14 protein-coding genes are annotated in these 18,221 nt (G+C 69.2%); 9 read left to right on the top strand and 5 right to left on the bottom strand.

The window, feature by feature from the left end:
• Window positions 1-121: 121 nt before the first annotated feature.
• Window positions 122-1,228 (bottom strand): EamA family transporter, encoded by a 1,107-nt coding sequence (locus tag ACFXJL_RS09575; protein ID WP_384690784.1) that lies wholly within the window; start codon window positions 1,226-1,228, stop codon window positions 122-124.
• 337 nt (window positions 1,229-1,565) lie between these two features.
• Here ACFXJL_RS09575 and ACFXJL_RS09570 point away from each other — a divergent pair, with 337 nt between their 5' ends.
• Window positions 1,566-2,042 carry a MarR family winged helix-turn-helix transcriptional regulator gene (locus ACFXJL_RS09570; protein WP_384632704.1) on the top strand — a complete coding sequence of 159 codons (477 nt, stop codon included), beginning with the start codon at window positions 1,566-1,568 and terminating at the stop codon, window positions 2,040-2,042.
• An 83-nt stretch (window positions 2,043-2,125) separates the two neighbouring features.
• Here ACFXJL_RS09570 and ACFXJL_RS09565 read toward each other — a convergent pair whose 3' ends face one another.
• The 3 genes from ACFXJL_RS09565 to ACFXJL_RS09555 form a co-directional block, all read right to left on the bottom strand.
• On the bottom strand, window positions 2,126-2,359 hold the full coding sequence (locus ACFXJL_RS09565) for a hypothetical protein (RefSeq protein WP_329018987.1): 234 nt from the start codon (window positions 2,357-2,359) through the stop codon (window positions 2,126-2,128).
• Window positions 2,360-2,431: 72 nt separating this feature from the next.
• Window positions 2,432-4,540: a 4-alpha-glucanotransferase gene (malQ, locus tag ACFXJL_RS09560; protein ID WP_384690781.1), complete on the bottom strand. Its 2,109-nt coding sequence runs from the start codon at window positions 4,538-4,540 to the stop codon at window positions 2,432-2,434.
• 9 nt (window positions 4,541-4,549) lie between these two features.
• Complete coding sequence (locus tag ACFXJL_RS09555; protein WP_358880834.1) at window positions 4,550-4,933, bottom strand: hypothetical protein; 384 nt, start codon at window positions 4,931-4,933, stop codon at window positions 4,550-4,552.
• A gap of 574 nt (window positions 4,934-5,507) precedes the next feature.
• Between ACFXJL_RS09555 and ACFXJL_RS09550 the strand changes: the two genes are divergently transcribed.
• A complete protein-coding gene (locus tag ACFXJL_RS09550) occupies window positions 5,508-8,441 on the top strand; it encodes a beta-N-acetylglucosaminidase domain-containing protein (RefSeq protein ID WP_384632624.1) in 2,934 nt (977 codons plus the stop codon).
• A 297-nt stretch (window positions 8,442-8,738) separates the two neighbouring features.
• Here the strand turns inward: ACFXJL_RS09550 and ACFXJL_RS09545 are convergent, their stop codons facing one another.
• Window positions 8,739-9,275, bottom strand: a complete 537-nt coding sequence (locus ACFXJL_RS09545; protein ID WP_358880836.1) for an HNH endonuclease — start codon at window positions 9,273-9,275, stop codon at window positions 8,739-8,741.
• A gap of 276 nt (window positions 9,276-9,551) precedes the next feature.
• Here ACFXJL_RS09545 and ACFXJL_RS09540 point away from each other — a divergent pair, with 276 nt between their 5' ends.
• The 7 genes from ACFXJL_RS09540 (at window position 9,552) to ACFXJL_RS09510 (ending at window position 18,033) form a co-directional block, all read left to right on the top strand.
• On the top strand, window positions 9,552-10,634 hold the full coding sequence (locus ACFXJL_RS09540) for a mechanosensitive ion channel family protein (RefSeq protein WP_358880837.1): 1,083 nt from the start codon (window positions 9,552-9,554) through the stop codon (window positions 10,632-10,634).
• Between the two features lie 591 nt (window positions 10,635-11,225).
• Window positions 11,226-12,386, top strand: coding sequence for an ROK family transcriptional regulator (locus ACFXJL_RS09535; protein WP_358880838.1), 1,161 nt, complete (start codon window positions 11,226-11,228; stop codon window positions 12,384-12,386).
• Window positions 12,387-12,564: 178 nt separating this feature from the next.
• The gene (locus ACFXJL_RS09530; RefSeq protein WP_358880839.1) at window positions 12,565-13,902 is read left to right on the top strand and encodes an ABC transporter substrate-binding protein; all 1,338 of its coding nucleotides are present in this window, start codon (window positions 12,565-12,567) and stop codon (window positions 13,900-13,902) included.
• Window positions 13,903-13,918: 16 nt separating this feature from the next.
• Entirely contained in the window at window positions 13,919-14,860 is a 942-nt protein-coding gene (locus ACFXJL_RS09525) for a carbohydrate ABC transporter permease (protein ID WP_384632619.1), read from the top strand.
• Between the two features lie 2 nt (window positions 14,861-14,862).
• Window positions 14,863-15,762: a carbohydrate ABC transporter permease gene (locus ACFXJL_RS09520; protein WP_384632616.1), complete on the top strand. Its 900-nt coding sequence runs from the start codon at window positions 14,863-14,865 to the stop codon at window positions 15,760-15,762.
• A 7-nt stretch (window positions 15,763-15,769) separates the two neighbouring features.
• Entirely contained in the window at window positions 15,770-17,035 is a 1,266-nt protein-coding gene (locus ACFXJL_RS09515) for a 6-phospho-beta-glucosidase (protein ID WP_384690775.1), read from the top strand.
• On the top strand, window positions 17,026-18,033 hold the full coding sequence (locus ACFXJL_RS09510; protein ID WP_384690772.1) for an N-acetylglucosamine kinase: 1,008 nt from the start codon (window positions 17,026-17,028) through the stop codon (window positions 18,031-18,033). Before ACFXJL_RS09515 ends, ACFXJL_RS09510 begins: the two co-directional genes overlap by 10 nt.
• Window positions 18,034-18,221: the final 188 nt, after the last annotated feature.

Raw genomic sequence — 18,221 nt, 5'->3', positions numbered from 1 at the left:
GGGCGGGACGTCTCGTGGACGGGAGGGCCGGTTCCGCCACAGCACTGTGGCGGAACCGGCCCTCGGCCGTGGATCGATGTCGTAGGTGACGGGGTCTCCCCTGCATGGAGAACGCCGGTGGCTACGGGGTACGTGGCTCGGGCGAGGTTTTCGCTACGGGCGCCGCCGTCACTGCGGGTGCTGCGGTCAATGCCGTCACTGCGGGCGCTGTCGGCTTGGTCCACGTCGGCGTCGGCGCCGTGGGCGCGTATGCGCGCTCGGGCTCCTCGGTGGGGGAACGGTCCTCGGCGCCCCAGGCGGGTGCGGGGCGAGCCGGAGCGGGCGCACCGGCTGTCGTCGAACCGGCCGGGTCGAGCGCGGGCGCCTCCGTCCCGGTGCGGCGCGGGCCCAGTTGCCCCACCAGCGTGGCACCGAACGCCACGGTCACCCCCACGAGTTGGACGGCGGTGAGTGCCTGCCCCAGCGCCGCCCACCCGATGACGGTTGCGGTGAGTGGCGACAGCGGGCCGAGCAGGATCGCCGACGTGGCCGACAGTCGCTCGATGCCGCGGAACCAGAGCCAGTAGGCCAGGGCGGTGTTGATCAGTGCCAGATAGAGGTAGCCGGCCAAGCCGCGTGCGTCGAAGGCCGGGGGTGCGCCCTCGACCAGCAGGGCGAGCGGTGCGATCAACATCCCGCCGGCGGTGAGTTGCCATCCGGTCATGGCCAGTGGGCCGACGCCATCGGGGCGCCCCCAACGCTTGGTGAGGACCACCCCGGCGGACATCGACGCAGCGCCGGCCAGCCCCGCGATCACCCCCACGAGGTCGAAGGCAGCGCCCGCCTGGAGCACCACGAGGCTCACACCGAGGGTCGCAGCGATCGCGGTGGCGAGGGTGCGAACGGTGGGCCGCTCGCTGAGCAGCAGGGCCGCGAATCCCACCGCGAACAGGGGCCCCACCGATGCGACCACGGCAGCGACCCCGCCCGGAAGCCGATAGGCGGCGAGGAAGAGCAGGGGGAAGAAGGCTCCGATGTTGAGCGCGCCCAGCACCGCCGCCTTCCACCACCAGGCACCCCGCGGAAGTGCCCGGGTGACGGCGAGCAGCAGCAGACCGGCCGGCAGGGCCCGTAGGAGTGCGGTGAACAGCGGCCGGTCCGGAGGGAGGAACTCGGTCGTGACCACATAGGTGGAGCCCCAGGAGACCGGGGCGAGCGCAGTGAGCGCGACGGCGGCAGCGCGGTTCATGGGGTCCCTCTCCACAAGACTGTCCAGAAGACCGATAAATAGCTTACTCGCAAGTTACTTAGTCGCGAGTCACTTAATTGCAGTCAACCCAAGCCGGACGGATACTGTTCCCATGGATTCGTCGCCCACGTCACACACCGCATCCGAGACCACTTCCACCACGGAAGACGCCGCCCCGGGCAGGTCCAAGCCCCCTGCTGGCCGTGCGGTGTCCTCCCTCAGGGCGAAGCCGGGCGGCACTCTCTCCAAGAGCACGAAAACCACGAAGAACACGAAGGACTCGACGGGTACGGCCGACACGACGAACGCAGTGGATGCGGTGCATGCGGTGGACGCTGTGGACGCGATCACCGAGCAGTGGGCAGCGGTGCGCCCTGATCTCGACACCGCGCCCATGGCCGTCTACGGGCGGATCTACCGGATCGCGCGGGCGATGGGCGATCTGGTCGAGAAGGAGTACGGGCGCTTCGGGGTGTCCCGGGGAGAGTTCGACGTGCTCGCAACCCTGCGTCGTGCGGGAGAGCCCTACACCCTTTCCCCACGTGAACTGTCGGCCACCTTGATGTTGACCACCGGAGGAATGACGGGGCGACTCGACCGACTGGAGAGGGCCGGGCTGCTCACCCGCAACCCGTGCCCGGACGATCGGCGTGCACTGCGGGTGACACTCACCGACCGTGGACTTGAACTGGCCGATCAGGCCGTCACAGCAGGGCTTGCCCGGCAGCACGAGAGGTGTGGAGCGGCCCTGGATCCCGCGGAGGCCGACCAGTTGGCAGCATTGCTGCGCAAGCTGCTCTCGGCGCACGAGTAACGAGCCGAAGGCGCCCCCGGGTGTGCGCGATCAGCAACACACCCCGGAGCGCCCGAGGAAGGAATCAGTGGCCCAGCGGCCGGTCAGACCTGGGGCTTGCGAGACTTGTCGAGCACCATGACCAGACCGGCGATCACCAGGAAGATCGCCAGCGGAGCGGCGACGAAGAGGCCGAGGGTCTCGACCACGCTCAGCCGCGGGGCCGGGTCATCGCCGTCGTCAGGCGTCAGGGCGAGCGCGGGCGACGACAGGAGCAGCATCATCAGCGTCGTACCGGCCATGACGGTTCCGGCGCGCATAGCGTTCTTCTTGTCCACGGAGCCAACGTAGCGAATGGCTGATCCGACCGCGCGCCCGGGGTGCCGTACGGGGCATCGCGGCCGATCAGCTCACCGTGTTCGACGGTCGGAGAAGACCTCCATCAGGGCATGCATCCGCGGTGAGGTCGCCAACGCCTCCAGGGTGATGGGGCGGCCCTCGGCATCGGCCACGGGGAGCCGCCAGTTCGGATACTCCTCGCAGGTGCCGGGCAGATTCTGCGGGCGACGGTCCCCCACCGTGTCCGGCAGCCAGATCCCGACGAGCCGGGCCGGGGTCCGCAGCAAGAAGCGGTGGACCGCCCGGATCTGCCCCTCCTCGTCCCGTGCGCCCTCGGGGAGCAGCCCCAGCCCCTGGAACAGGCGCAGCCACCCATGGACATCGGCCCGCTCTCGCGAACGTTCCCGTTCCACGGGCTCGGTGAGCAGTCCGAGTCGATCCCGCAGATCCACTTGGCTTCCGGTGAGGCGGGCCGCGGTGGACGGCAGGTCGTGCGTCGTGGCGGTGGCCAGACACCCTTCGCGCCACTCCTGGGGTGGCAGTCGATGCCCACCGGCCTCCCAGTCGCGCTCGAACCAGAGGACGGAGGTGCCCAACACCCCTCGGCGCTCCAGTGCGTCCCGTACGCCCTGTTCGACCGTGCCGAGGTCCTCGCCCAGGACCACCGCTCCCGCCCGGTCCGCCTCCAGGACGAGGACGGCGAGCATCGCCTCGGCGTCGTACCGCACATAGGTGCCGTCCGTGGGTGGGCTGCCGTCGGGGATCCACCAGAGCCGGAAGAGCCCCATCACATGGTCGATCCGCACTCCGCCCGCGTACCGGAGCAGCCCGCGCAGCAGTTCGCGGAAGGGCGCGTAGCCGGATGCGGCCAGCGCGTCCGGTCGCCAGGGCGGCAGCCCCCAGCCCTGGCCCCGCGCGTTGAAGGCGTCCGGCGGCGCGCCGACCGACATGCCCGCGGCGAAGACCTCGCTCTGTGCCCAGGCGTCGGCACCGCACGGATGCACACCGACCGCGAGGTCATGGATCACCCCGACGGCCATGTCCGCCTCGCGTGCGGCCCGGGCGGTGGCGATCAGCTGTCGGTCGGTGACCCAGGCCGCCCGGGAGTGGAACTCGGCCCGGTCCCTCAACTCGTGCCGCGCCCTGCCGGTGGCGGGTGAGCGCGGATCGCGCAGCCCCTCGGGCCAGGAGCGCCAGTCGGGGCCGTGCACCTCGGCGAGGGCGCACCAGGTGGCGTGGTCGTCCAGCGCCTGGCCGCGCTCGGCGAGGAAGGCGCAGTAGTCGGCGTGGCGCCCGGGGCCCAGCGGAACCCGGAACACCGACTCCAGTGCGGACCGCTTGAGCGCCCACACGGCGTCGCGATCGATCAGGGCGCCCTTGTCCAGGACCGCTTCCCGCAGTCGGGCGGCCTTGTCGCCCAGCAGATCGAGCCGGGCCCGGTCGGCGCCGACGACGTACGCGTACTCGGGGATGTCCTCGATCCGCAGATGGACGGGGTCAGGGAAGAGTCGCGAGGACGGGCGGTACGGGGAGGGGTCGGCCGCGGCCCCGGGCTCGGCGGGGACGCCCGAGTGGAGGGGGTTGACCTGGAGGAAGTCCGCGCCCAGCGAATGGGCCGACAAACTCGCCAGTTCGGCCAGGTCACCGAGGTCGCCCATGCCCCAGGAACGCTCGGAGAGCAGGGAGTACAGCTGGACGAGGAAGCCGTGGGAACGCCGTGGGACGGCGGGAGCCCGGGAGGGGGCGACGATCAGCCAGGCGTGCGCGCTGCGTCCGTCGGGGGTCCGGGCACCGAGGCGGTGGACACCGCAGGGCAGGGCGCTCCACTCGGGGGCCGGGCCTCGGGACGTGGGGCTCGCTTCGCCCTCCGCGGTGACCCAGAGGGATGTGCCTTGCGGCAGCTGGGCCAGGGCGGGCGGCGGTTCGATGGCGATGGGTGCCGTCTCACCACCGTCGGCGGCTGCCCGCCAGAGGACCACGGTAGGGGGCAGGAGCCGATCGGCCGCGGTGGACTCGGCGCGATCCAGTGCGCGATGGATCGCGGCGCGATCAGACGCATCGACGCCGAGGGCGGCCAGTACCGCGACGATCGTGCTCTCGGGAACGGGCACCGGCCCGCCCGAGCCGGGCGAATGGGTGGTCGCGACGCCGTGCAGCGCCGCGAGCCTGGCTAGGCCCATGGGGCTCCTTCAGACTCCTGGGGACTGGGCTCCTCCCGTGATCGCCGCGGCGGTCGGCTCGCTGGTGAGCGGGGTCAGGGAGGCGAGGGGCGGTTCGCTGGTGAGCGGCGCCGCGTCGGGCAGCGGAGGTTCGCTGGTCAGCGGTCCTGGACCGGGCAGCTCACTGAGGTACGGGCCGGGGGCGGGGCCGGAGGATATGCCGAGGAGGGGGCGCAGCCCCGAGGGTTTGCCGTCCTGGCCGTCGGGCGCCGAGGGTTTCCCGGGATGACCGAGCGCGGTGTGGGGCTGGCTCGATCGGGGTCCTTCCGAGGCGCGCTCCGCGGCCTGGAGCTGCTCGGGCAGGGTGGGCACGGGGGCGAGCGCGGAGAGCAGAAGGTGGGCGGATGCAGCCATGACGAACACTCCCATCAGTCGATAACTGGCGGTAACGAGTCCTTGGGGCCCCTACCCCGCGAAGGTCGCTTGAGACGCTTACGATCGATCAACGTGTCCTTCGTCACACATGGTTCCCGATCCCGCCGCACTTCTCGGGTCGGCTCTCCGTACCTTCACCCGCGGCCCTGGCAGCCTTCGGCAGCCGTGCTGGCGGTGCTGGCGGTGCTGGCGGTGCTGGCGGTGCTGGCGGCCGGAGGGGACGGCCGGGAAGCCATCGCATCGCGACGGGCGAGACCGAACGGCTCGGTACGGCACGGCCGTCCCGTTGCGCGCCTGCCATGGGCGCACCCTGCCGACACCCCTACCGCCCGCCCCTGTCGGCGCCCCTCCCAGCACCCTTCGTCCGAGGCGCTCACCGCCCCTCCCCCACCGCGGAAGGCCCTGCTTCGGGCCCCAGAACCACCCAGCTCGGCAGGCAAAAGGCACACAACGACCACACGCATTGACACCCTCCCCGCACGGGTGGTGGGCTTCGAGACCAAACGGTGACATCAGGGGATCGATGGCACCTCAGAACGAGGGGGGACCAGCGTTGCGACTCACGCGCAGCAGGCGTACGGCCACCGCCGTCGCGGTCGCGGTGATCGGCGGCCTCCTCGGTGGTGCCCAGGGGGCCGTCGCCGCCCCCACCGACCCCGGCGCCCCCGCTCGCAACACCGAGGAACCGCAGGGGGATGCGAACCTGCCCTCCGTCTGGCCGCGCCCCCAGTCGATCCGGGCCGCGGGTCCACCCGTCCCGCTGGGCGTCGAGGCCACCGTCATAGCCGCCCCGGGCACCGATCCGTACGCCGTCGCCTCGGTCCACACCCTGCTGCGCGAATCAGGTGTCCAGACGCTCTACACCGCCCTGCCGGGTCGTGGGCCCGTCATCCACATCGGCGGTCCCGGTGCCCAGGACGCGCTGGGCGCCCTGCGCGCTCCCCAGCGGGCGGATCTGCCATCCGGCGGCTATCGGATCGGCGTCGGTCAGATCCAGGGCCGGGGAACGATCGCGATCGACGGCGTCGGTCAGAGCGGTCTCTTCCACGGTGTGCAGACGCTGCGTCAGCTCAGGGCCAAGACCCCCGCGGGCGGGACGACCATCGCCGGGGCGTTCGTGCGGGACTGGCCGGGCACGGCGGTGCGCGGTATGACGGAGGGGTTCTACGGTCAGCCCTGGAGCCATCAGGAACGTCTGGCGCAGATCGACTTCATGGGTCGCACCAAGCAGAACCGGTACCTCTACGCCCCCGGCGACGATCCCTTCCGGCAGGCGCGCTGGCGCGACCCCTACCCCGCCGCCCAGCGGGTGGAGTTCCGGCAACTGGCCGAGAGCGCTCGACGCAACCATGTGACGCTGGCCTGGGCGGTCGCCCCCGCCCAGGCGATGTGCCTGGCCGACGACCGTGATGTGAAGGCCCTGATCCGCAAGGTCGACGCCATGTGGGCGCTCGGCGTACGCGCCTTCCAACTCCAGTTCCAGGACGTCAGCTACAGCGAGTGGCACTGTGACAAGGACGTCGAGGTGTTCGGCTCCGGACCGAAGGCGGCGGCGACGGCACACGCCCGGGTGGCCGACGCGATCGCCCGGCACCTCTCCGAGCGCTATCCGGAGGCCGAGCCACTGTCACTGATGCCGACCGAGTTCTACCAGGACGGTGTCACCAGCTACCGGAGCACGCTCGCCGACCAGTTGGACGGCCGGGTGCAGGTGGCCTGGACGGGTGTGGGCGTGGTGCCGCGGACGATCACCGGGCGGGAGTTGGCGGGAGCGCGCGAGGCGTTTCAGCACCCCCTGGTGACGATGGACAACTATCCGGTCAACGACTACGCGCAGGACCGCATCTTCCTCGGCCCCTACACCGGCCGCGAACCCGCCGTCGCCACCGGTTCCAGCGCACTGCTCGCCAACGCGATGGAGCAGGCCGCGGCATCACGCATCCCGCTGTTCACCGCCGCGGACTTCGCCTGGAACCCCCGCGGATACCGTCCCGACGAGTCCTGGCAGGCCGCGATATCGGATCTGGCCGGTGGCGATCCACGGACCAGAGAAGCCCTCGCCGCCCTGGCGGGCAACCACGCCTCGTCGATCTTGAACCCGTCCGAATCGGGCTATCTCGAACCCCTCTTCGATGCCTTCTGGCGTGCTCGGACGGGGACGGACACGGCAGCTCGCAACCGGGCGGCGACCGATCTGCGGGCCAAGTTCACCGTGATGCGCCAGGTACAGGAATCCCTCAAGGGCCCTGCCGACGGACGCCTCGACGACGAGGTGCGGCCCTGGTTGGAGCAGCTCGCCCGGTACGGCAGGGCAGGTGAGCTCTCCGTGGACATGTTGCAGGCGCAGCAGCTCGGCGATGGGCCGCGCGCCTGGCGGGCCTCGCTCGCCCTGGAGTCCCTCCGCAAGGAACTGGCGTCGAGCAAGGCCACGGTGGGCAAGGGCGTGCTGAACCCCTTCTTGGACCGGGCCGCGAAGGAGGGGGCAGCATGGACCGGAACCAACCGGTTCAAGCAGGCCACCGGGCAGGACGGCGTGCAGTTCGGGCGGGCCCGCCCGCTCACCGCCGTCGTGGCCATGGCCGACCTCGATACGGGTCCCGGTTGGCTTGAGGCCCATGTGCCCGGAGAGGGATGGCAGCCCATCGGTGCCCTCTCATCCGATGGCTGGACCCAGGTGGACACGCGCGGGATGGTGGCCGACGCGGTACGGGTCATTCCGCAGGGCAGTGCCCCGGTGGCCGTGCGCGGGCTGGTGCCCTGGTTCTCCGATGAGGCAGCCGCCGGTCTCGAACTCGTACAGGACCGGTTGGACGTGGAGATCGGGGGCGCGCCCCAGCAGGCCCTCGTGCAGCTGACCCCGCACCGTCCCGGTGAGGTGCGCGGTGCGCTGACCGCCCGGGCGCCCAAGGGGATCAAGGTGACCGTCCCCCGGCAGACATCCGTGCCCCGGGGGGTGCGTACCCAGGTGGCCGTGACCGTCTCGGTGCCCAAGGACGCCCCGGCCGGCGAGTACCAGGTGCCGCTCTCCTTCGCGGGCCAGGTGCAGATGCTGACCGTACGGGCCTTCCCCGCGACCGCCGGGCCGGATCTCGCGCGCACACCGGGGGCAGCGGCACTTTCGTCGGCGGACGAGACCGCGGACTTCCCCGCGACGGCCGCGATCGACGGTGATCCGAAGACGCGCTGGTCGTCCCCGGCCGAGGACGGCGCCTGGTGGCAGGTCCAGCTGGCAGCGCCCGCCCGGGTGGGTCAGGTGGTGCTCCACTGGCAGGACGCCTTCGCCGCCAAGTACCGCATCCAGGTCTCGACGGACGGCCGCACCTGGCGTACCGCCGCGACGGTCGCCGGCGGACGCGGTGGCCGGGAGGCGGTACGGATGGACAGCAGGGAAGAGGTGCGTTTCATACGGGTCCAGGGTGATCAGCGGGGCACGCGGTTCGGATACTCGCTGTGGTCGGTGGAGGCGTACGCCATCGCACAGCCGTGAGGCGGTGCGCGCGCAGCCATGGCGGGCTCACCGTGGCTGATGGCTGGCGGCGGGCCGCGAGGGTCGGCCATGGGCACTGCTGGACGGTGGAGGAACCGCCGCTCGGGCGCAACGCAGCGGGTCGAGCGGGCGCGCCGCAGGCCGGGTGTCGGCACGGCGGTCCGGGTCGAGCGGGCAGCGCGGGTTCAGCAGGGCAGTGGGGCTCGAACACCACAAGGACCCGGTCGGCGATGAACGACCGACCGGGCGGGGCGCCGATCTCCCGAAGGAGCCGGACCATGAAAAATGGCTCCGATGTCAGGCAGAGATGCCGTCTATCCGAGCCATCGCATCCTCAGCGCCAAACGGTTGCAGATAGGGCAGCCAGCGCGGGTCCCGATGGCCCGTGCCGATGATTCGCCAGGCGAGGCCGCTCGGCGGCTCGGGCTGATGGCGCAGCCGCCACCCCAGCTCGCGCAGATGCCGATCGGCCTTGACGTGATTACAGCGGCGGCAGGCCGCCACGACGTTGTCCCATACGTGTAGTCCACCGCGGCTGCGCGGAATGACGTGGTCGACGCTGGTTGCGACGCCACCGCAGTACATGCAGCGCCCGCCGTCACGGGCGAAGAGCGCTTTACGGGTGAGGGGAACGGGCCCCCGGTAGGGCACTCGGACGAACCGCTTCAGCCGAACGACGCTGGGTGCGGCGATGACACGGGTCTCGCTGTGCATAAAGGCGCCGGACTCCTCTAGGCAGAGGGCCTTGTTCTCCAGGACGAGGACGAGCGCGCGGCGGAGCGGTACGACGCCGAGCGGCTCGTACGACGCATTGAGGACCAGGACATGCGGCACTGTGGCTGCCTCCTTGTACGCCGGCGGCGCGTGGCTCGCGCCGGGACGATCTGCTCTCAGTCTCTCCTCAGGCCAGGTCCGAGCGCCACCACGTAGCCGTAACGGGCTCGGAGTGTTTTGAACCACACCCCAAGAGGACTACCTGCGCAACGACTGGCCTGCACGATTCATCCCCAGGTGAGTCCGGTCTCTCCCTCGAACATCACAGCGGGACGTGCGGGATGCCCCGTTAGGGTGGTTGGTCAGCCCCATCCCCTGCCCTGGAGGTCCCCCCACGTGACCCCGCTCACGCTGTCCGCCCTGTTGGCCGCCGACCCCTCGGCTCCGCCGTCGGCACCGGTTTCCTTCGACGAGGCGGCCAAGCAGGCGGAGGACGCCGCGGGCTGGGTGGAGCAGAACTGGTCCACCTGGCTGAACACCAGCCTCCGGATCACCCTGATCATCATCGTCGCCCTGGTGCTGCGGATGTTCGTGCGGCGTGCACTGACCCGGTTGATAGCGCGGATGAACCGTTCCGCCGATGCCGTCGAGGGCACCACGATCGGTGGGCTGCTGGTCAATGCCGAACGGCGGCGGCAGCGCTCGGAGGCCATCGGTTCGGTCCTCAGGTCCGTGGCGTCCTTCCTGATCCTCGGCACCGCGGGTCTGATGATCCTCGGCGCCTTCAAGATCGACCTCGCCCCCCTGCTGGCGTCGGCCGGTGTGGCGGGTGTCGCGATCGGATTCGGTGCGCGCAACCTGGTGACGGACTTCCTCTCCGGAGTCTTCATGATCATGGAGGACCAGTACGGAGTGGGTGACTCGGTGGATGCCGGGGTGGCGTCCGGCGAGGTGATCGAGGTGGGCCTGCGGGTCACCAAGCTGCGCGGCGACGACGGCGAGATCTGGTACGTGCGCAATGGGGAGATCAAGCGGATCGGCAACCTCAGCCAGGGTTGGGCGACCTCGACGGTCGATGTCACGGTCCGCCCGTCGGAGGATCTGGAACGGGTCCGCTCGGTCATCGGCGAGGTGGCCGACGGACTCGCGAAGGCGGAGCCCTGGAACGAGCAGCTGTGGGGGCCGGTCGAGACCCTGGGTCTGACCGAAGTGCTGCTGGACTCCATGACGGTCCGTGTGGCCGCCAAGACCATGCCGGGCAAGGCCCTCGGGGTGGAGCGGGAACTGCGCTGGCGGATCAAGCAGGCGTTCGACGCTGCGGGCATCCGGATCGTCGGCGGGCTGCCCCTGGCCGTGGAGGAAGGCGCCGGGCCCGATCCGGCGGCCTCGATGGCTGCGCCCTCCGCCCTGGCGAACCCCCTGTCACCGCAGTCCATGGCCGCGGCGCCGATCCAGCCGCCGACCAATCTGACGAAGTAGACCCGGCACACCGACAGCCGTCCGTCACCGAGGACGGCGTACCGACCGATCGCACCCGAAACGGTGACGACGAGGGTCCGGGGACAGCTCTCGAACGACTTCGGCCGTTCTTCGGGCGGGCTGGCCGGGAACGTACGGACCGGTGCCGGGTCGAGTTCCGGTCGAACTGACGCGGGGACCAACGACCACCGCGTGATGGGCCGCCATCCGATCGGGCAACTCCTGATCAAGAAGCCGGGCTGCTCACAGCGGTGCAATGGCTTCCGCAGCCCGGGCGCACGCCGCTGGGCATCGGCCGACCGAATCCAGTCAAGGCGCCTCGCCCGAGTGACGCACCCCCGCGTTCCGAGGCCCAGCCGCCCCAATCGGTCAGGTACCTGTCAGAATTGCAGACCCCCGAGCGCGCGAGATAACGGATTGGTTGCCCCACGTACGGGGCATTGACGCGTCCCCGGCAAGCACCTAGTTTCCTCACCGGATAGGAAACTTTACTAACAATCCCTGGGCACATCGACAGTCGAAGGGAAAGGTGCATCCGCCGTGGCCGTTCCTCCTGGAACCATCCCCGGAACCCCGCGGGTACTCCGCGCCATGAACGACCGCACCGCGCTCGACCTCCTGCTCGAACACGGACCCCTGTCCCGCGCCAAGATCGGCAAGCTGACGGGGCTCTCCAAACCCACCGCCTCCCAACTGCTGGCCCGGCTGGAGGCCGCCGGCCTCGTCATCACGACCGGCACCACCGTCGGCAACCCCGGCCCGAGCGCCCAGCTGTACGCGATCAACGGAAGGGCCGCGTACGCCGCGGCCCTCGACGTCACCCCGTTGCGCATCCGGGCCGCCGTCGCCGATCTCACCGGCGCCGTGGTGAGCGAGTTCGAACTTCCCACCCCGGGCCGCCGCGCCGTGAGCGTCGTGCGCCAGGTCGCCGAGGCGCTCGACGGGGCGGTGAAGGACGCGGGATTGACCCGCAGCGACATCCATCGGGCCGTCATCGGCACCCCGGGCGCCTTCGACCCGTCCACCGGACGACTGCGGTACGCCTCCCACCTCCCCGGCTGGCACTCCCCCGCGCTCCTGGACGAGTTGGCCGCCGAACTCCCCATGCCCGTCGAGTACGAGAACGACGTCAACCTCGTCGCCGTGGCCGAGCAGCGGCTCGGAGCCGGCCGGGGCCATGAGGACTTCCTGCTCCTGTGGAACGAGGAGGGGTTGGGGGGCGCGGTCGTCATCAACGGGCGGCTCCACCGTGGCTTCACCGGCGGGGCGGGCGAAGTGGGCTTCCTCCCGGTGCCCGGGACGCCGCTGATGCGCCGGGTCGCCAAGACCAACGGCGGCGGCTTCCAAGAGCTCGCCGGAGCCCAGGCGTTGCCCAAACTGGCCCGTGAGGCCGGCGTCAAGCGCATCGGGCAGGGCCGCTACACGGAGGTCGCCAGCGCCCTGGTGGCACGGGCCGCCGAGGCCCGCTCGGGCCCCTACCGGAGCTTCCTCGACGCCTACGCCACGGCGCTCGCCACCGGACTCGCCTCCATGGTCGCCCTGTTCGACCCCGAACTCATCGTGCTCTCCGGCGAGGCCATCGCCGCCGGTGGAGAACCACTGCGCGCCCGGGTGCACGCGGAACTGACCGAACTCGCCGCATCCAGGCCCCGGCTGGTGCTGGGAGCGGTCAGGGAACGCCCGGTGTTGCGAGGGGCGCTGGAGAGCGCCCTGGCCACCACTCGGGACGAGGTCTTCGACACCTCCCGCTGAGGACCGCACAGCACCGCTCAAAACTCCCCCAACACACCAACGCTGCACCACACCGATGGGCTCCCACCCATCGAGTGCGCCCTCAACACGACCACACCAGCACCAAGAGCCCCACAGGTAAGACCGTCAGCACCGACAGGCACCACTCGTCCCTCACCCCACACAGGGAGACAACGCCATGTCCATACGCACGCGCAAAGCAGCAACGGCACTCGCCGCCACCGCGGCGATCGCCCTCATGGCCTCGGCCTGCACCGGATCGTCCGAGAACGAGGCCCAGGACGACCCCAAGGCCAACACCACGCTCACCTTCTGGCACGGCTGGTCGGCCCCCAGCGAAGTCAAGGCGGTCCAGGAGAACGTCAAGCGCTTCGAAGCGACCCACAAGAACATCAAGGTGAAGATCGTCGGCAATATGACCGACGACAAGATCAACCAAGCGCTGCGCGCGGGCGGCTCCAGCGCCCCGGACGTCGTCTCCTCCTTCTCCACCACCACGGTCGGCCAATTCTGCTCGTCGGGTGCGTTCGTCGATCTCAACGAATACCTCAAGAAGTCGAACATCGACCCCGCGAAGGTGTTCTACAAGCCGCTTCTCGACTACACGCAGTTCGAGGGCAATCAGTGCTCGCTGCCCCTCCTGAGCGACGCCTACGGCCTCTACTACAACAAGGACGCCTTCAAGGCGGCCGGCATCACCGCACCCCCCAAGACCTGGAGCGAGTTCGAGAAGGTCGCGCAGAAGCTGACCAAGCCCAAGGGCGCCGGCTATCAACAACTCGGCTTCATGCCGAACTACCACGGTTACGAGACGACCAACTCGCACTACCTCTCGCAGTGGTCACCGACCTACTTCGACGCGAACGGCAAGTCGAACGTCGCAAAGGACCCCGCATTCGCCCGGATGATGACCTATCAGAAGGGTCTCGTCGACAAGCTGGGCGGCTATGCGAAGCTGGAGAAGTACCGCAATACCTTCGGCGATGAATGGGGTGCCAAGCACCCGTTCCACACCGGTCAGGTCGCCATGCAGCTCGACGGCGAATGGCGGTTGGGCATGGCCAAGGACTCCGGGGTGAAGTTCGACATCGGCACCGCACCGCTCCCCGTGGCCGATGACCAGGTGGCCGACTACGGCAAGGGCTATCTGGCGGGCACGATCATCGGCATCGCGTCCACGAGCAAGAAGAAGAACGCCGCGTGGGAACTGGTGAAGTACATGACCACGGACACCGCCGCCGTGGTGGCCTTCTCCAATGGGATCCGCAATGTGCCGTCGACGATCGATGCACTGAAGTCCCCTGACCTGAAGTTCGACCCCGCATTCAAGACGTTCATCGACATCGCCCAGCACCCCAAGTCCAACACGAGCCCGGCCAACATCGACGGCGGCGCCTACCACACGACCCTCCAGGACCTGGCCTACCAGTACGAGGCGGGGAAGGTGAAGGACCTCCAGGCCGGTCTGGAAAAGGCGGCCCGGCAGATCGACACCGACATCGCGAAGCTGAAGTGAGCGGGACGACACCGCGATGACCACGTACACCCTGCGTTCGAAGCGCCGCAGAGCGGCGCTTCGAACCGCGGCCTTCCTCTCGCCCTGGTTGATCGGCTTCAGCGTCTTCTTCGCCTATCCGCTGATCTCGACCGTGTACTTCTCGTTCATGAAGTACGACGGCATCCGTCCACCCGTCTATGACGGCTTGGACAACTGGACCTATGTCTTCAACGACTATCCGTTGTTCTGGCCGGCCGTACAGAACACGCTCTGGCTCGTCCTGGTGGCAGTCACCTGTCGCGTCGCCTTCGGGCTCGGCATCGGACTGCTGATCACCAAGATAAAGACGGGTGCCGGAGTCTTCCGCACCCTCTACTACCTGCCCTATCTCGCCCCGCCTGTCGCGGCCACGCTGGCGTTCGTGTTCCTGCTCAACCCCGGTACCGGACCCGTGAACTCCATTCTGGAGTCCTTCGGGATTTCGGCCCCAGGCTGGTTCACCGACCCCACCTGGTCAAAGCCCGCCCTCACCATCCTCGCCGTCTGGGGAATCGGCGATCTTATGGTGATCTTCATGGCATCGCTGCTCGACGTGCCCAAGGAGCAGTACGAGGCGTCGAAACTGGACGGAGCCTCACCGTGGCAGCAGTTCCGGTTCATCACCCTGCCGAACATCTCCCCCATCATCCTGTTCGCAGTCGTCACGGGTGTGATCCAGGCAATGCAGTACTACACCCAACCGCTCGTGGCCGGAAAGGTCGCATCCGGTGTGATCGGGGGCAGCGGACAGCAGTTCGAGCCCGGCTATCCGGACAAGTCCACGCTGACCCTGCCGCAGATCATCTACAACGCCGGATTCCAGCGCTTCGACTACGGAGCGGCTGCCGTGATCGCACTCGTACTGTTTGGACTGTCAATGCTCTTCACCGCGTTCTTGATGCGCAGTCGGGGCGGACTGATTCGGGTGGGTGACTGACCATGGCCGTCCCGCTCAAGGAACGCTCCCCCGCACCCCCGAAAGCACCACTGACACCGGCGCACCGCACCGCCCGCCGCAAAGCGCTCCTGCACTGGATAGCGGTGCATTCGCTGGGGGTGGCCGCCGCCCTGTTCTTCGTGCTCCCGTTCGTCTTCGTCGTGCTCACCTCACTGATGGGCAGTCAACAGACGCTGACCCGCGATCTCATCCCCACCACCTGGGAGTGGGGGAACTACACCAAGGTGCTGGATACACCGGGCTTCTTGACCTGGTGGCGGAACACCCTGGTCTACGCGGGGCTGGGGACCGTCCTGACGGTTGTCTCGTCCATCCCCGTGGCGTATGCACTCGCCAAGTTCCGATTCCGTGGACAGCGGCTCGCCATGATGCTCGTCATCTCGATGATGATGCTGCCACCACAGGTGATCATCGTCCCGATGTACCTGTTCTGGGCGAAGGAACTGGACCTCGCGGGAAGTCTGTGGCCACTGATCATCCCCATGGCCTTCGGGGATGCATTCGCCATCTTCCTGCTACGCCAGTTCCTGCTGACCATTCCGAGCGAGTATCTGGATGCGGCGCGGGTGGACGGCTGCGGTGAACTGCGCATCCTGCTCAAGGTGATCCTGCCGATGGCCAAACCCGGAATCGCCGCAGTGGCCCTGTTCCAGTTCTTCTTCGCCTGGAACGACTACTTCGGCCCGCAGATCTACGCGTCCGAGAACCCGGGCGCCTGGACCCTCAGTTACGGTCTGGAGTCGTTCAAGGGAGCGCACCACACCGACTGGAATCTCACGATGGCCGCGACCGTCATGGTCATGGCCCCCGTGATCCTCGTGTTCTTCTTCGCCCAGAAAGCGTTCGTCGAGGGTGTCACATTGACCGGAGTGAAAGGCTAGAAATTTGATGAAGCTCGCAGTCGTTGGTGGCGGGTCCACCTATACCCCCGAGTTGATTGACGGCTTCGCCAGGCTGAGGGACACCCTGCCCGTCAGCGAGCTCGTACTGATCGACCCCGATGCCGAGCGTCTTGAACTCGTCGGCGGTCTCGCGCGGCGCATCTTCGCGCGCCAGGGTCACGACGGCAGGATCGTCACGACCACCGACACGGACGCGGGCGTCGCCGACGCCGATGCGGTGCTGCTCCAGCTCCGCGTCGGCGGACAGGTCGCCCGCCAACAGGACGAGACCTGGCCGCTGGAATGCGGGTGCATCGGCCAGGAGACCACCGGGGCCGGCGGTCTCGCCAAGGCCCTGCGAACCGTTCCCGTGGTCCTGGACATCGCCGAGCGCGTGCGGCGCACCAACCCCAACGCATGGATCATCGACTTCACCAACCCGGTCGGCATCGTCACCCGTGCGCTCCTCCAAGCCGGTCACAAGGCGGTGGGGCTGTGCAACGTCGCGATCGGCTTCCAGCGGAAGTTCGCGGCGATGTTGGACACCACCCCGTCCAACGTCCATCTGGACCACGTCGGCCTCAACCATCTGACCTGGGAGACCGGGGTGCGCATCGGCGGCCCCCGGGGCGAGGACGTCCTGCCCAAACTGCTGGCCGAGCACGGCGAGGCCATCGCGGGGAACATCCAGTTGCCGCGGCCCCTGCTCGACCGCCTCGGTGTCGTGCCCTCGTACTACCTGCGCTACTTCTACGCCCATGACGAGGTCGTCCGGGAACTCGCGACCAAGCCCTCCAGGGCCGCGGAGGTCGCCGCCATGGAGAGCGAGCTCCTCCGGATGTACGCGGACCCGGCACTGGACACCAAGCCGGAACTGCTCGCCAAGCGCGGCGGGGCCTTCTACTCGGAGGCCGCCGTCGATCTCGCCGCGGCCCTCCTCGGCGGCGGGGGCAGCCCGCACCAGGTGGTGAACACCCTCAACAACGGCACCCTGCCGTTCCTGCCCGATGACGCGGTGATCGAGGTACAGGCCGCCGTCGACTCCCAGGGCGCCACCCCGCTGCCCGTGCCACCGCTCGACCCCCTGTACTCGGGACTGATCGCTCAGGTCACGGCCTATGAACAACTGGCCCTGGACGCCGCGCTGCACGGCGGGCGCGACCGCGTCTTCAGGACGCTGTTGTCACACCCCCTGATCGGGCAGTACGAGTACGCCGAGGCACTCACCGACAAGCTCATCGCGCACAACCGTGAGCACCTGACGTGGGCGTGATCACTGCGCGGTCGACGAGCGGGACCGGGCCGGTCCTCGCGATCGACGCGGGCAACAGCAAGACGGACGTCGCCCTGGTCGCGGCGGACGGTTCCGTCCTCGCGACCGCGCGGGGAGGCGGGTTCCAGCCGCCCCTGGTGGGTGTCGACGCGGCGCTCGACGTGCTGGGCTCCGCGGTCGACGAAGCCTTGGCCACCGCCCGTGCACAACGGGCGGACCTCGGCCCCGTCGAGCACGTCTCCGCATGTCTGGCCAACGCCGATCTGCCGGTGGAGGAGGCGGAGTTGGCCGCGGCCATCCTCCTGCGCGGCTGGGCCCCCACTGCCGAGGTGCGCAACGACACCTTCGCGGTACTGCGGGCGGGGGTGGACGAGCCGCGCGGTGTGGCCGTCGTGTGCGGTGCGGGCATCAACTGCGCCGGCATGCTGCCCGACGGCCGGACCGTCCGCTTCCCCGCGATCGGGAAGATCTCCGGTGACTGGGGCGGGGGCGGGGGGCTGTCGGACGAGGCGATGTGGCACGCGGCCCGGGCCGAGGACGGACGCGGTGAGCCGACCGCCCTGGCCCGAACCCTTCCGGCGCACTTCGGGCTGGACTCCATGTACGCACTGATCGAGGCGCTGCACCGGAAGAACATCCCCGAGGCGCGTCGGCACGAGGTCGTACCCGTGCTCTTCGCAACCAGCGCCGACGGCGATCCCGTGGCGCGCTCGCTGGTGCGCAGACAGGCGGAGGAGATCGTTGTCATGTCGACAGTGGCCCTGGCCAAGTTGGGACTGTTGGAGGAGGAGGTGCCGGTGCTGCTGGGTGGATCCGTGGTCGCGGCCCGCCATCCGGAGTTGGACGGTCAGATCGCCGCTCTGATGGCAGAGAAGGCGCCGAAGGCAGTGATCCGCGTGGTGACCGCACCGCCGGTACTGGGAGCGGCCCTCTTCGGCCTGGACCGGTTGGGCGCACCAGCGGCTGCACGGACGAAACTGCGCGCCTCTTACATGTAAGTACACAGCCATCCACTTGGCGTTCGACGTCGAGTCAGGTCGGGTTCCCGGTCCGATGGTGGACGGGGAACCCGACCGACTTCATGTCGGTGCCCCACATCCATGCAGGTCAACGAAGGTAGGGGCTCGCCCTTCGCGGTTGGGGGCCGATCCGATGGCGGCGGCGGCCCGTATCGCGGTCAGCCGGT

The organism is Streptomyces sp. NPDC059256 (genome assembly GCF_042753785.1).
GTDB lineage: Bacteria > Actinomycetota > Actinomycetes > Streptomycetales > Streptomycetaceae > Streptomyces.
The sequence above is the reverse complement of the archived record's forward strand: the minus strand, read 5'-3'. Positions and strand labels throughout refer to the sequence as shown.